Annotated in this window: 17 protein-coding genes; 11 read left to right on the forward strand and 6 right to left on the reverse strand. The window is 58.0% G+C overall.

All coding sequences use genetic code 11. The features are described from left to right. Positions 1–169: 169 nt before the first annotated feature. The gene (locus ACR0CR_RS06690; protein WP_480597795.1) at positions 170–490 is read left to right on the forward strand and encodes a hypothetical protein; all 321 of its coding nucleotides are present in this window, start codon (positions 170–172) and stop codon (positions 488–490) included. A 128-nt stretch (positions 491–618) separates the two neighbouring features. Next, on the forward strand, positions 619–1,071 hold the full coding sequence (locus tag ACR0CR_RS06695; RefSeq protein WP_480597796.1) for a hypothetical protein: 453 nt from the start codon (positions 619–621) through the stop codon (positions 1,069–1,071). Positions 1,072–1,326: 255 nt separating this feature from the next. Here the strand turns inward: ACR0CR_RS06695 and ACR0CR_RS06700 are convergent, their stop codons facing one another. Continuing rightward, entirely contained in the window at positions 1,327–1,464 is a 138-nt protein-coding gene (locus ACR0CR_RS06700; RefSeq protein ID WP_480597797.1) for an entericidin A/B family lipoprotein, read from the reverse strand. Between the two features lie 195 nt (positions 1,465–1,659). After that, complete coding sequence (locus ACR0CR_RS06705) at positions 1,660–1,995, reverse strand: ArsR/SmtB family transcription factor (protein WP_480597798.1); 336 nt, start codon at positions 1,993–1,995, stop codon at positions 1,660–1,662. Between the two features lie 307 nt (positions 1,996–2,302). Here ACR0CR_RS06705 and ACR0CR_RS06710 point away from each other — a divergent pair, with 307 nt between their 5' ends. The 6 genes from ACR0CR_RS06710 to ACR0CR_RS06735 all read left to right on the forward strand — a co-directional run bounded on the left by ACR0CR_RS06710 (position 2,303) and on the right by ACR0CR_RS06735 (position 6,169). Continuing rightward, positions 2,303–2,935 (forward strand): ATP-dependent Clp protease proteolytic subunit, encoded by a 633-nt coding sequence (locus ACR0CR_RS06710; RefSeq protein WP_480597799.1) that lies wholly within the window; start codon positions 2,303–2,305, stop codon positions 2,933–2,935. Between the two features lie 133 nt (positions 2,936–3,068). Further along, entirely contained in the window at positions 3,069–4,328 is a 1,260-nt protein-coding gene (gene clpX / locus ACR0CR_RS06715) for an ATP-dependent Clp protease ATP-binding subunit ClpX (protein ID WP_170655310.1), read from the forward strand. A 185-nt stretch (positions 4,329–4,513) separates the two neighbouring features. Beyond that, complete coding sequence (locus ACR0CR_RS06720; RefSeq protein WP_480597800.1) at positions 4,514–4,876, forward strand: RidA family protein; 363 nt, start codon at positions 4,514–4,516, stop codon at positions 4,874–4,876. 78 nt (positions 4,877–4,954) lie between these two features. Beyond that, positions 4,955–5,338: an NADH:ubiquinone oxidoreductase subunit NDUFA12 gene (locus ACR0CR_RS06725; protein WP_480597801.1), complete on the forward strand. Its 384-nt coding sequence runs from the start codon at positions 4,955–4,957 to the stop codon at positions 5,336–5,338. A gap of 13 nt (positions 5,339–5,351) precedes the next feature. Beyond that, on the forward strand, positions 5,352–5,804 hold the full coding sequence (gene mlaD / locus ACR0CR_RS06730) for an outer membrane lipid asymmetry maintenance protein MlaD (protein WP_480597802.1): 453 nt from the start codon (positions 5,352–5,354) through the stop codon (positions 5,802–5,804). Then, on the forward strand, positions 5,801–6,169 hold the full coding sequence (locus ACR0CR_RS06735) for a DUF2155 domain-containing protein (RefSeq protein ID WP_480597803.1): 369 nt from the start codon (positions 5,801–5,803) through the stop codon (positions 6,167–6,169). Before mlaD ends, ACR0CR_RS06735 begins: the two co-directional genes overlap by 4 nt. On the opposite strand, the gene aat is transcribed toward ACR0CR_RS06735, so the two are convergent. The 4 genes from aat to ACR0CR_RS06755 form a co-directional block, all read right to left on the reverse strand. Continuing rightward, positions 6,124–6,756 carry a leucyl/phenylalanyl-tRNA--protein transferase gene (aat, locus tag ACR0CR_RS06740; RefSeq protein ID WP_480597804.1) on the reverse strand — a complete coding sequence of 211 codons (633 nt, stop codon included), beginning with the start codon at positions 6,754–6,756 and terminating at the stop codon, positions 6,124–6,126. The genes ACR0CR_RS06735 and aat overlap by 46 nt on opposite strands. Positions 6,757–6,804: 48 nt before the next feature. Next, entirely contained in the window at positions 6,805–8,154 is a 1,350-nt protein-coding gene (gene accC / locus ACR0CR_RS06745) for an acetyl-CoA carboxylase biotin carboxylase subunit (protein ID WP_480597805.1), read from the reverse strand. A gap of 9 nt (positions 8,155–8,163) precedes the next feature. Further along, positions 8,164–8,661 carry an acetyl-CoA carboxylase biotin carboxyl carrier protein gene (gene accB / locus ACR0CR_RS06750; protein ID WP_480597806.1) on the reverse strand — a complete coding sequence of 166 codons (498 nt, stop codon included), beginning with the start codon at positions 8,659–8,661 and terminating at the stop codon, positions 8,164–8,166. A gap of 151 nt (positions 8,662–8,812) precedes the next feature. Further along, positions 8,813–9,349, reverse strand: a complete 537-nt coding sequence (locus ACR0CR_RS06755; protein WP_170655332.1) for a LuxR C-terminal-related transcriptional regulator — start codon at positions 9,347–9,349, stop codon at positions 8,813–8,815. A gap of 197 nt (positions 9,350–9,546) precedes the next feature. Here ACR0CR_RS06755 and ACR0CR_RS06760 point away from each other — a divergent pair, with 197 nt between their 5' ends. From ACR0CR_RS06760 to ACR0CR_RS06770, 3 genes are all read left to right on the forward strand, one after another. Beyond that, positions 9,547–10,842, forward strand: coding sequence for a helix-turn-helix domain-containing protein (locus tag ACR0CR_RS06760; protein WP_480597807.1), 1,296 nt, complete (start codon positions 9,547–9,549; stop codon positions 10,840–10,842). Between the two features lie 78 nt (positions 10,843–10,920). Further along, the gene (locus ACR0CR_RS06765) at positions 10,921–11,301 is read left to right on the forward strand and encodes a response regulator transcription factor (RefSeq protein ID WP_480597808.1); all 381 of its coding nucleotides are present in this window, start codon (positions 10,921–10,923) and stop codon (positions 11,299–11,301) included. Positions 11,302–11,599: 298 nt separating this feature from the next. Next, positions 11,600–14,281, forward strand: coding sequence for an ATP-binding protein (locus ACR0CR_RS06770; RefSeq protein ID WP_480597809.1), 2,682 nt, complete (start codon positions 11,600–11,602; stop codon positions 14,279–14,281). Position 14,282: the final 1 nt, after the last annotated feature.

Below are 14,282 nucleotides of genomic sequence, written 5' to 3' on the forward strand. Positions count from 1 at the left end.
TTGATCGAACGGCTTTGAAAGCCCGCCCTAAGGGTGAATTGGTGGGTTGAAAACCCACCCTACGTAGGATGGGTTTTCTACCCCTCACCCACACTGTGACCCACCTCACAGCCCCAACCGCACGCTCCTGCTACACTTGACCCAACGGAACCCTCGGCAGGAGGCGCAGATGTCCACATCCATGATCCCCATCATCGCGCTTGGGTCGGCGGGTCTCTATTCCGTGGCCATGATCGCGATGAAGTTCTGGTGGAAACTCCCCGGCGTCGGTCTCGGCCTGCTGATCGTCGCGACTCTACTGGCTGGAGCGACGCTTGAACTCGCCGCGCTGCGCGAGGAACGGCTGGGCATCATCTATACCGGCATTCTGGGGGCCGAGGTGGTTCTGGTCGCCATCGCCTCGTTCTTTCTGTTTGGCGAGAACTTTTCGTATAGCGAAGCGATCGGCATCGGTTTGGTTATCCTCGGCACCGCGCTGGCCTGGGCCTGAGGCAACATTACCCTCACATGAATAGTCCTTTAGAAATCTTGTAAGCCCCGCACCTCCTCCCAATCTGTATCCCACAGCACGGATGTTCGCATTTGAACTCCAAAGGGTCGCATTCAGGAGGAGAGACCATGACCAGATACATGACTGCCGGAGCAGCCGCTCTGGCCACGAGCCTCACCCTCGCCACGGCCGCGATGGCCGACACCACGCCGGACCTGCGCGGTGCATGGACGGGGACCTATACCAAGGTCTCGCCCTCACGCACCGCCACCGGGGATGCGCCGCGCTTTCATCAGGGCGAGTGGCTGCTGGACATCCGGCAGCAGCAGGACAACCTGTTCTGGGGGCCCAGCAAGTGGCGTCCGAATGCCGATGCCGACTGGCGCGTGTTTGATGCCACCGGCACCATCAGTCTGGATGGCTCGGGCAAGATCGGGCTAGTCGAAAGCTCGGCCGATCCGGATGTGGGCGTCAACGCCATCGTGGATGCCTATTACAAAGACGGAAAGATTTACGCGGATTTCCGTAGCCTGCGTCGGGGAACGGCCTACAGCACCGTTCTGGAACGTCAGGTGAACTGAAGCGTTTCCGGTCCGGTCGGGCGGTGAGGGGGTATTGTTGCCGCCGGTTTGAGCCCGCGGCCACGAGTAGTAGGTATGCTCGCCCGGGCCGGAACGCTTCTCAGACCCTCGACCTGTGTCTCCGCAGGGGGGAGACGGGCCGGGTGGTGGACGCGTCGTTGGCAGAAGGAAATCTGCGGTGCCAGCTAAGTTGTGCGTTGGCGATCGCAAGATATCGGATTTGCCGCGCGCCGCTGCCCGGCCCAGTATTTGGGCTTAGAGATTTTCCTGAACGTCAGTGGCTGCGCCTTGAATGGCGTCACCGGCGTTTTCGATGTCTTTACCGGCGCCTTTCGCGGTTTCACAGGCGGTTAGGGCAAAAAGGGTCAGGCCAATCAGAATAACGCGTGTCATGGTTTGCTCCGTAAGTGTCTGTTTCGGATTGGTTAGCAGTTTTCTTCGAGCGAAACCATAGGTTTTGACCATTTCGAAATCGGACCTTGTTCGGGTGCGTCAGCGTCGCCAGAGTCAGGGTTTCTGCTCCCAGGTGCCAGGATAATTCACATGCGTTTTGACGGAAGCAGTCTGTCTGTGAAGGAGTTGCGCGGCTCACTTGCCGGCGCAGAATAAATCGTAGATCACCTCAAGCATGCGGCGCGGGCGATCGTCTGCCAGCCGATAATAGATGGCCTTGCCCTCGCGGCGTGGGACAACGAGACCCTCGAGCCGCAGGCGGGACAGCTGCTGCGAGACGGCGGCCTGCCGCGCGGACAGCAGTTCTTCGAGTTCGGTAACGGATTTTTCGCCGGACACCAGGTGACAAAGGATCATCAGCCGCCCTTCGTGGCTGATGGCCTTCAGGAAATTGGATGCCAACGTCGCATTCTGCACCATTTGGTCCAGTGCCTCTTGCGACATGTCCTTTGATAGCTGCGGAAGAGCCATAATTTCGTTCCTTGCTTTGGCTGCGGTATCTGGAAGGCTGAATACGCGCGGCGGAGAGGCAATTAATACATTTTATGCTCATCAAATTCCATATGCACAGATAAAAATACCGTGATGGAAGATTGGGGACCTATCCGCCAGATTGACTTTGCCAGCGCCACCACAGAGGCGGCGCCAAGGCATCCGAAACAACAAGGATTGGGCACAACGCCCGCGCCCCCTTGCAGCCCCCGGATGGCGGCACTAAGACTCAGGTAATACTTCTGCGGGTAATATCCCGATCAACAGCAACGCAGGTAGGTTCCCGATGTTCGATCCAGTAGACACCTATATGAATACGCTCGTTCCCATGGTGGTCGAACAGACCAGTCGTGGTGAGCGCGCTTACGACATCTTCTCGCGCCTTCTCAAAGAGCGTATCATTTTCATCAACGGTCCGATCCATGACGGCATGAGCCATCTGGTCGTCGCGCAGTTGCTGCACCTTGAGGCGGAAAACCCGAACAAGGAAATCTCGATCTACATCAACTCGCCTGGCGGGGTTGTGACCAGCGGCCTGTCGATTTACGACACAATGCAGTATATCAAACCGAAATGTTCGACGCTGGTGATCGGACAGGCGGCGTCGATGGGATCGGTTCTTTTGGCCGGGGGTGAGGCCGGTATGCGCTTTTCTCTGCCCAACAGCCGGATCATGGTGCACCAGCCCAGTGGCGGCTATCAGGGGCAGGCCAGCGACATCATGATCCATGCGGCGGAAACGCAAAAGCTGAAGGATCGGCTTTATGACATCTATGTACGCCATACCGGTCAGACCAAGAAAGCCGTTGAAAAAGCGCTGGATCGCGACAATTTCATGAGCCCTGAAGAAGCGAAGGACTGGGGCCACATCGACGAAATCGTCGAAAACCGCGCGAAATTGGATGGCGATGAGGCCTGAGATTAAGCCCCCGCGTAACCGGCGCGAGGGCCATTTTTGAGATTGTAGCCGCCTGAGTGGTGGCCTAAGCTGCACTAACAGGCGGCATACGCGGTTCGGATTGGCCGCAGGGACGAAGCCCGAAAGGTAAAACATGGCGACGAATTCAGGCGGTGACGGCAAAAACACGCTCTACTGCAGCTTCTGCGGCAAAAGCCAGCATGAGGTGCGCAAGCTTATCGCCGGACCGACCGTTTTTATCTGCGACGAGTGCGTCGAACTGTGTATGGACATCATTCGCGAAGAGACCAAGGCCAGCGGACTGAAGTCCAGCGATGGTGTACCGACGCCGAAAGACATTTGTGAGGTTCTGGACGACTACGTAATCGGGCAGGCGACCGCAAAGCGGGTTCTGTCGGTTGCGGTGCACAATCACTACAAACGCCTGAACCATGCCCAGAAAGCGGGCAGCGATATCGAGCTTGCCAAATCCAATATCCTGCTGATTGGTCCGACCGGTTGCGGTAAGACCCTGCTGGCGCAGACCCTGGCGCGTATTCTGGATGTGCCGTTCACCATGGCGGATGCAACCACGCTGACCGAGGCTGGATACGTGGGTGAGGATGTTGAAAACATCATTCTCAAATTGCTGCAGGCCAGTGAATACAACGTCGAACGCGCACAGCGCGGCATCGTTTACATCGACGAAGTCGACAAAATTACACGCAAGTCCGAGAACCCCTCGATCACGCGTGACGTGTCGGGTGAAGGCGTGCAGCAGGCTTTGCTGAAACTGATGGAAGGCACTGTCGCAAGTGTTCCGCCGCAAGGTGGTCGAAAACATCCTCAGCAGGAATTCCTGCAGGTGGACACGACCAACATCTTGTTTATCTGCGGCGGCGCCTTCGCTGGGCTCGATAAGATCATCGCCCAGCGTGGTAAGGGCTCGGCCATGGGCTTCGGCGCGGATGTCCGCGACAATGATGAGCGCGGCGTGGGTGAGATATTCAAAGATCTCGAGCCTGAAGATCTGCTGAAATTCGGTCTGATCCCGGAATTCGTTGGACGCCTGCCGGTATTGGCAACATTGGAAGATTTGGACGAAGACGCTTTGGTCACGATCCTGACCAAACCAAAAAATGCCCTTGTCAAACAGTATCAGCGTTTGTTCGAGCTTGAGGACGCAGAGCTGGCGTTTACAGACGATGCGCTGAAGGCCATTGCCAAGAAGGCAATCGAGCGTAAGACCGGCGCACGTGGGTTGCGGTCGATCCTGGAAGACATCCTGCTTGATACGATGTTCGAATTGCCTGGCATGAAGAATGTGACCGAAGTCGTCGTGAACGAAGAGGCGGTGAGCTCGGACTCACAACCCTTGATCATTTACGCTGACGCAAGCCAGGAATCGGCCTAATAAACTGTGATCCAAAAAGGGGGCTCTGCCCCCGCCGCCCGTTGGGCGACTCCCCCGGAATATTTTTGGCCAGATGAAGCGCGGGATCCTCCATTCATCTGGCTCTAAATATCCCGGAGCGCGAGGCAGAGCCTCGCTAATTAACTTCTTCTACAAATCTCTAACGAGCGGATATTGAGGGACGCATGTCCATTAGGCGCATATCTTCCGGTGGTGAATTTGAGAGCAAGGCGGGCTATTGCCGGGCTGTGGTCGTCGGCGGTTGGGTCCACGTCGCGGGAACAGTCGGACAAGGGGCGACGGTGACGGAACAGTGCCGCTCGGCTCTTGGGATCATCCGGGATGCTTTGAATCAGGCCGGGGCATCCTTCGCCGATGTTGTTCGCGTTACCTACATGCTGCCGGACAGGAGTGAATTCGAACCATGCTGGCCCATACTGGCCGAAGCGTTTGGGGACAATCCGCCCGCAGCGACGATGATTGAATGTGGATTGATTGATCCCAAATACCGGATCGAGATCGAAGTGACGGCAAAACTGCCGGAATAGTGCATGTGGCCCCAGTGGCACTGGACCTTGGTCAGCCTTTGGTCCATATCTGCGGGAACAGATTTGCGGAGGCACCCTATGGGTATTGTGAACAGTTTGCTGCGGGCCGTGACCTGGTGGAACGGGGCCACGCTGAACACGCAGATTTACACCGCGCGCAAGGGTGTCAAAGTCGGTGAAGACAACGAAGGCAACGTGTTTTACAGAAACGCAGACGACAGCAAGCGCTGGGTAATTTTCAATGGCGAGGCCGAGGCCAGCCGCATTGACCCGGATTGGCACGGTTGGCTGCACCGAACGTGGGATGAGCCGCCGACAGACAAGCCTCTAGCGCACAAGTCCTGGGAGAAACCGCACCAGGAAAACCTGACGGGTACGGCCTTGGCCTATGCCCCAGCTGGTTCCTTGCGCCGCCCTGACCCGGTTGAGCGTTCGGATTATGAGGCCTGGAGCCCGGAATAGAGCGAGGCGAGCAATGTCGACCTATAACGTAACCGAAGTTCTTGTCGGCGGGGTTGTTCTGGCCTGCGCAGTCTCATTTGGCGTTTATGCCAGCCAATCAACGGGTCTGTCGCAGAATGGCGCGGGCTACGAATTGGGTGCGTCTTTCCGCTCGCTCGAAGGTGTAGGCGTAGGTACGGATGTGCGTCTTGCTGGCGTCAAAATCGGGACGGTGACGGGGGTGACTTTGAACTCGGACACCTACCGAGCGGACACAACGTTCTCGATATCCGACGGAATTTTGGTACCCGACGACAGCGCAATCGTGATCTCTTCAGAAGGGTTGCTGGGTGGCAATTTCGTTGAGGTCATGCCAGGCGGGTCACCGTTTTATTTCGAAGCCGGGGACCAGGTTGAGGACACGCAGGGCGCGGTCAGCCTGATCTCATTGCTGGTTAAATTTGTGGCCGGGGACGGCAGCGAATGAAGCGCTTGGCCTTGATGGCCGCGCTGTTGGCTGCGACCGGGGTCATGGCGCAGGACAGGGTGCAGTCCGGGCCTGGTGCTACTCTGCGTGGTTTGGACAAGGTCAGTGGTCAGACGGTTGATGTCGAATTGCAAAACGGTCAGACCGAGGCTGTTTTCGGTTTGGATGTAGCATTGGGCGATTGCCGGTACCCGATCGACAACCCGACCGGGGACGCGTTCGCCTATTTGACGATCTGGGAAAAAGACAAGTCCGAACAACTGTTTGACGGGTGGATGATTGCCACGTCCCCGGCGCTGAACGCGCTGGATCATGCCCGTTACGACGTTTGGGTGATACGCTGTATCACACCCTCTGGCGACTGATCCAACGCTGCGGTGAAATCAGCACTCGCCGTGATTGCCTCTTCCAACTCCTGACGGTACCGCGCGCGCGGAATTTCTATGGCGCCCAGCGACGCCAGGTGTGCGGTTAGGAACTGCGTATCAAACAGGCGAAACCCGGTTTGGCGCAGTCGGTCAACGAGATAGGCCAGAGCAATCTTGGATGCGTCTGTTCGTCGAGAAAACATGCTTTCGCCAAAGAAAGCGGCCCCTATTGATACACCATAGACACCACCGATCAGCACGTTGTCGTGCCAGATTTCCAATGAATGCGCGTGACCGGATTGGTGCAACTGCTGGTATAAGTCCCGGAGTTCTGCGTTGATCCACGTATCTGATCTGTCTGCACACCCATCAACGACCTCGCAAAAGCTCTGATTGATGGTAACCAAGAACCCACCTTGCCGAATGCGTCGCGCAAGGCTGCGCGAGACGTGAAAGCCATCCAGAGGAAACACGCCGCGAAATTTCGGATCGACCCAGAACAATTCCGGATCGTCACGGTGTTCGGCCATCGGAAAAATGCCGACGGAATACCCGTGCAACAACAGTTCAGGTGAAAGGCTCATGATGGCTGTGTCGAGGTCGCCGCGTTTGAACGTGACGACCCCGCAGATTTATTCGGCCATGTTCTCCGCAAGCCAGTGCTCCAGCCAGTGGATGTTGTAGTCGCCACTATGAATGTCCGCTTCCTGAAGCAACGCGTGGAAAAGAGGAACGGTTGTGTCGATACCATCCACGATCAGCTCTCCCAAAGCGCGGTTCAAACGAGCCAGCGCCTCGTCTCGGTCACGGCCCTGCACAATCAGCTTGGCGATCAGCGAGTCATAGTATGGCGGGATTGAGTATCCGTCGTACAGCGCCGAATCCATCCGCACCCCAAGACCACCTGGCGCATGGTACGCCGTGATCTTGCCGGGGCAGGGTGAGAAATTGGGCAGCTTTTCTGCGTTGATCCGGACCTCGATGGCGTGGCCGTTGATTTCCAGGTCATCCTGTCCGAACGACATGGGCAGGCCCGACGCCACGCGGATTTGTTCACGCACCAAGTCGACGCCAAAAATCCCTTCGGTAACAGGGTGTTCCACCTGAAGGCGGGTGTTCATCTCGATGAAATAGAACTCGCCATTCTCGTAGAGAAACTCGATTGTGCCCGCGCCGATATAGTTGATCTTGGCAACCGCGTCGGCACAGATCTTGCCGATCCGTGCACGCTCTTCGGGCGTGATAGCGGGGCCTGGGGCTTCTTCGAATACCTTCTGGTGGCGACGCTGCAGTGAACAGTCGCGTTCACCCAGATGGACGGCGTTGCCTTTGCCATCGCCAAAGACCTGGATCTCGATATGGCGCGGCGTGGTCAGGTATTTCTCAATATAGACCTCGTCATTGCCAAAGGCGGCTTTGCCCTCGGCGCGTGCGGTCATGAAGGCGCTTTCCATTTCATCAGCGGATTGCGCGACTTTCATGCCGCGCCCGCCGCCGCCTGCAGTGGCCTTGATGATGACAGGATAGCCAAATTCTTCACCGATCGCCTTTGCGGCGGCCAGGTCGGGTACACCACCATCCGAGCCAGGAACACAGGGCACACCCAATTCCTTCATCGTGTCCTTGGCTGTGATTTTGTCGCCCATGACACGGATATGTTCGGCGGTGGGGCCGATGAATGTTAGGTCGTGGTCTTCGACGATCTGCACAAATTCGGCATTCTCGGATAAGAAACCATAGCCGGGATGGATCGCCTGCGCGCCGGTAATCTCACAGGCCGAGATGATGGCGGGCATGGACAGGTAGCTTTGCGGGCTGGGCGGAGGGCCGATGCAGACCGATTCGTCCGCCATGCGCACATGCATCGCGTCGCTGTCGGCGGTGGAATGTACGGCAACCGTCGCAATCCCCATCTCGCGCGCGGCGCGGATGACGCGCAGAGCGATCTCGCCTCGGTTGGCAATCAGGATTTTGTCGAACATGGGCCCGCCTTACTCAACGATGACCAGAGGCGTGCCGAATTCCACGGCGTCGCCATCGCCGACCAGAATGCGTTTGATGGTGCCGGATTTGGGCGCATGGATGTGGTTCATGGTTTTCATGGCTTCGACGATCAGCAGAGTGTCACCTTCCGAAACCGATGCCCCGACCGAAATGAACGCAGGCGCACCCGGCTCCGGCTGCATATAAACGGTGCCCACCATAGGTGATGTGACCGCGCCGGGATGGCTGGCGGGATCTTCCTGCGTTGCGGGTGCCTCGGCGGCGGCAGGGGCCGGAACGGCAGCAGGCGCCGCGGGTGCGGCGGCTGGCATGGCGACCTGAACCGGTGCGGCGACCGTCTGTGACATGCGGCTGACGCGCACATTCAGGCTGTCTTCCTCGCCATATTCGCGTTTGACCTGCAACTCGGTCAGGTCGTTTTCGCGCAGCAATTCGGCCAGTGCTTTGATGAATGCCACATCCGCTTCGTGTTTGGTGTCTGTCATGAGTGTCCTCGACGGTTCCCCTTTGGCCCGTCTGCTATACGCGGGCTCTGATCTGATTACGCAGCGTTATAAGCCATGCGCTCGGTCATGAAAAGCGCGTCTCGGCCTGTGAGATGGGGGTTTTAGCCAAGAATTCGAGGGGGAAAAGGGGTCAAAGCGGCATTCCGGAAAGTTTTGCCACCAATTCCGGCAGTTTGCGCGCCCCAAATTTCTCGAGCAGGCGCGCGCGGTAGGCCTCGATCGTGCGATAGCTCAGGCCCAGTTCGACGCCGATCTCTTTGGCTGACAAACCCCGACACGACAAAATGGCGACCTCGCGTTCACGAGTCGTCAATTCGACCAATGGGCGTTCTTCGGAGATATCGGAAAAGCTCCAAATCCCATGGCGGAATGGGTCGTCAGGGGTCAGGGATCGGCCCCGTGCCCGGCACCAGAACAAATCACCGTTGCGCCGCCGCATCACGCGTTCATCGGTGTAATAGCCCGTGTCGCGCATCACTTGCAGACTGCGTGCGCCGATCCTCTCCCAATCCGCGACCGAAGGGTAGAGGTGCAGCAAAGGCATATTTCGGTACGCGATTTCCTCGCCGCCAAAGGTGCGGGCAAACTGCAGATTACAGCGGCGGATGACGCGGTTTTCAAGTTCGACAAGGCCGATGGGGGCGTATTCGAAGGCAGGGTCGCTCATGTGCCCATGGTGACGCGTATTTGTAGGAATGAGAAGGGCAGAGGGCGGTTTCCGGTCGGGTTGGATCAGGAAACGATGTCAACGATGTAAATCCGGTATGAAAATGTTTGGGCAACTGCTAATAATCGTGCATATATTTTGAAAATACCCAGCAACCTGTAAGGGGCGGGGTGTTTAAGTGGAAAAGCAAAGACGCGATGCGAGACACTCTGACCGGCAGCCGAATTCGCGAAAGGCGGCAGATTTCCGGGCTGCGGCAGGCCGAACTGGCGCGGCAGGTGGGCATTTCCGCTTCATACCTGAACCTGATCGAACATAACCGCCGGCGCATTGGCGGCAAGCTGCTGGTGGACATCGCCAGCGCCTTGGCCGTAGAGCCTTCGGTGCTGACCCAAGGGGTTGAAGAGACACTGATCGCGGCCCTGCGTGAGGCCGCCGCGGATGCAGTGGGGCAAAAAGCAGAGGTGGATGGGCTGGAAGAGTTCGCCGGCCGGTTTCCCGGTTGGGCCGGTGTTCTGGCGCAGATGCATCGTCGTGTGGTGTCACTGGAACGCACAGTCGAAACGCTGTCTGACCGGCTGACCCATGATCCGCACCTGGCTGCGTCCATGCACGAAGTTCTATCAACCGCCGCTGCAATCCGATCGACCGCTGCGATTCTGGCCGAGCCGGAAGAGATCGAGGCCGAATGGCGGGACCGATTTCACCGTAACCTGAATCAGGATGCCGAACGGCTGGCCGAAAGTTCGAAAGCCTTGGTGGCTTATCTGGACGATAACGAAGGTGCAGGGGACCGTCGCGGCGTTCCAGTGGATGAGGTCGAGGCTTTCTTTGCCCGACACGGATACCATTTCCCCGAAATCGAAGCCGGTGGAACCCATCATGATCTGCCGCTTGAGGCCTTGGGGGCAGGGGCCGCGCGGACATTGGCTGAAGGCCTGCTCGCCGTCTATACGGCAGACGCCCGCGCTTTGCCGCTTGAGCAGTTAACGGCCGCCATCAATGAAACAGAATTGGACCCGTTGCGGCTGGCGGCGACCTTTTCTGTCGATCTTGCAACTGTGCTGCGCCGTCTCGCGTGTTTGCCGGAAGGCGCATTGACGCGCCCTGCCGGGTTGGTGGTTTGCGACGCCTCGGGCAGCATCTTGTTCTTCAAACCCGCTCCGGGATTCACGCTGCCGCGCCACGGAGAAGCTTGCCCGCTTTGGCCCGCTTTCATGGCGTTCAACCGACCTTTGGTGCCGATTCGACGCCGTGTCGTGCAATTGGGGCGCTCAGCCGCTGAATTCGAGTGTTTCGCCATCGCTTGGCCTCAAACGGTGACGAAGTTCGGCGCTGAGCCAGTATATAGGTCCGCCATGCTGGTTTTGCCGGTCGAGGACACTGCGCAAATGACCGAGACCGCCGCACATGCGGGTGCCAGTTGTCGGATCTGTCCCAAACGCGACTGTGAATCCCGACGAGAACCCTCGATTCTAAGCGAAGGTTTTTGACAGTTTCCTGACAGAAAGATTAATCTGAGCAGGACAGGTTGCCGGATGTGCGACCGGTCATGGGGAGGAATAACTAACATGAGCCGCAAGGTTCTGCTGATTGAAGATGAGCCCAACATTACCGAGGCCATCCGTTTTTTGCTGACCCGAGAGGGGTGGCTGGTTGAAACACATGCCGAAGGAATGGATGCCGTTCAGGTCATTCTGGCTGCTAAGCCAGATTTGGTGATTCTGGACGTTATGCTTCCAGGCAAAAGCGGAATGGATGTGTTGCGTGATCTTCGCGAGCATGACGACATGCAGGACCTTCCCGTTCTGATGCTGACGGCGCGGGGCCAATCACGCGACCGCGAAATGGCCGAGCAGGCCGGTGTGAGCCGGTTCATGACCAAACCGTTTTCAAATACCGAAGTCCTGACAGCCGTTCGTGACTTACATGCACAGGCGTCGCGGTCATGACCAGCCGTGACGAAGCTTTGCAACCATCCGCAACCCGGCCTTCGGTATTCCTAGAGCGGCAAAGCTATCGTCGACGAAGGTTGGCGGATGCGGCGCGCCTTTTGCCATTTCTGGGTGCCGGTCTTGTCGCATTGCCTCTTTTATGGCCGGACAAAGACGGCGCTGACGGCTGGCCTTTATCCTCGGCAATTTTTTACATTTTTGCCTGCTGGGGCCTCCTGATCTTGATCAGCCTTGTCTTTGGATTTGCTGCCCGGCGGATGACGTCCAGCGACAGTTCCGAAACTGAGAGCGGGCCATGGCAACCCTGAACATTCTGATCCTGGTCTGCCTGGGCTATGTGGTTTTGTTGTTCGGCGTGGCCTTCGCTGCGGACCGCATGGCGGCGGCGGGCCGGGGCAAGTGGCTGCGCTCACCCCTTATCTATACGCTTTCCTTGTCCATCTATTGTACGGCCTGGACCTTTTACGGAGCGGTCGGAAATGCCGCCCGGTCAGGTCTGGAGTTCGTGACGATCTACCTTGGACCAACGCTGGTAATGATCAGCTGGTGGTGGGGTCTGCGCAAACTTGTACGCGTAGGGCGCAGCCAGCGCGTGACCTCCATCGCGGACCTGATTTCGTCGCGCTACGGCAAGTCGAACACGCTGGCGATATGTGTGACCATTTTGGCTGTTTTGGGCGGCACGCCGTATATCGCGCTACAACTGCAGTCGATCACTTTGTCCTTTTCGATCTTCGCCGAGGCCGACCCCTCGGGGTTGTACCGCGAAGGGTCCAGCGTGTTCTGGGTGGCGGCTGGACTGGCCGTGTTCGCCATTCTTTTCGGCACGCGAAATCTGGACGCGAATGAGCGTCACCACGGCGTTGTCACCGCGATTGCCCTGGAATCTGTGGTGAAGCTGTTCGCGCTTTTGGCGGTTGGTATTTTCGTCGTTTGGGGTGTTGCTGGGGGATTTGGCCCGATGATGGAGCGCATTGATGCTTCGGAAATCGGGCAGTGGCACGTCGATGCCGGGCGCTGGACTACATTCATTTTTCTGTCGGCGGCGGCTTTTGTCTGTTTGCCCCGGATGTTTCAGGTCATGGTGGTTGAAAACGATGACGAAGGTCACTTGAGGACGGCAGCCTGGGCCTTCCCGCTATATCTACTATTGATGAGCTTATTCGTGGTGCCCATCGCAGTTGTCGGGCTGGATTTGCTGCCGCCGGGGTCGAACCCCGACCTCTTTGTCCTGACGGTGCCACTATCGCAGGGCAATGACTGGCTGGCCATGCTGTCATTCATCGGCGGATTTTCTTCGGCGACATCGATGGTGATCGTGACGGCGATGGCGCTTTCCACCATGGTGTCGAACCATGTCGTTATGCCGATCTGGCTAAGCACACATGAAGGGTCCGGATCGGTTTCAGGCGATGTGCGGACCATCGTTCTCATGGCGCGGCGGGTGTCGATCGCGGTGATCATGGCCTTTGGGTATTTCTACTACCGCTTGTCAGGCGGCGGGGCGGCTTTGGCGTCGATCGGTCTTATTGCCTTTGCTGGAATATCTCAGATCCTGCCAGCGCTCGTCGGTGGACTCTTCTGGCGTGGCGCAACTCGAACAGGGGCGCTTGTCGGGTTGAGTGTGGGGTTTTTCCTTTGGATCTACACGTTGCTTTTGCCCGGAATGGGCGGCGGAGTCATCTCGAATGCCGTATTCGAAATCGGGCCGTTCGGTTTGGGCTGGCTGCGGCCTCAGGCCCTGTTCGGGATCGAGGGTATCGACCCGATTGTGCATACGGTGATGTGGTCTTTGTCCCTGAACACGATTGCGTTCTGCGTTGCCTCGTTGCTGAGCTTTCCCAGCCCTCTGGAACGTTTGCAGGGGGCGCAGTTCGTGAATGTTTTTGATCATTCGGCTGCGCCGCGCGGCTGGACCGGGTCCGTCGCACAAAGCGAAGACCTGATGATCATGACCCAGCGTATCCTGGGGGCGGCCCCCGCGCAGGAATTCTTTCAAGCCGAGGCGAACAGGCAGGGCGGCAGGCCCGGACGCTTGCCGGAACCCACGCCCGGCTTTCTGGAACGGCTTGAGCGTGAACTGAGCGGCTCGGTCGGTGCGGCAGCGGCCCATGCGATGATCGGGCAGATCGTAGGAGGCTCGTCTGTGTCCGTCGAGGACTTGCTGGCTGTCGCCGACGAATCCGCTCAGTTGCTGGAATATTCCAGCCAGTTGGAAGTCAAATCGGCGGAGTTGACCCGAACCGCACGCCAATTGCGCGAGGCCAACACAAAATTGACTCAGGTCTCCAGGCAAAAGGACGCATTCCTCAGCCAGGTCAGCCATGAACTGCGCACACCCATGACCTCGATCCGGGCCTTTTCCGAGATTTTGCGCGACGCAGACGGGTTGGAACCCTCCGAACAGACTCGCTATGCCACGATCATCCATGATGAGGCGCTGCGTCTGACGCGGCTGCTGGATGATCTGCTGGACCTGAGCGTGTTGGAAAGCGGTCAGGTCAGTCTGAACATGGGCGACGGGACGCTGAGCGCTGTGTTGGATCGCGCGTCGTCAAGTGCGCTGGCGGGCAGCGACCGGGCTTTGAAAGTCAAACGTGTGCGATCGACTGAACGCATTCCGATCCATACAGATTTGGACCGGTTGGGGCAGGTTTTTATTAACCTGATTTCGAACGCTCAAAAGTACTGTGATGCCGACGAACCCACACTTACTATTTCCGCCCATGACGTTGGCGGGCAGGCTGTCGTTGACTTCATTGACAATGGTGGTGGGATTCCGACGGATGCACAGGCGATGATATTCGAAAAATTTGCACGGGTTGGTTCGGACAAGGCTGGCGGCGCGGGATTGGGGCTGGCGATCTGCCGAGAGATCATGCAGCGACTGGGCGGCGAGATCACTTATTTGCCCGGCCAAGGCGGGGCAGGGTTTCGGGTCAGCCTGCCGCTTGCTTATCGGCAAGCAGCTCAGTGAA

It is taken from the genome of Ruegeria sp. AM2, assembly GCF_056540685.1.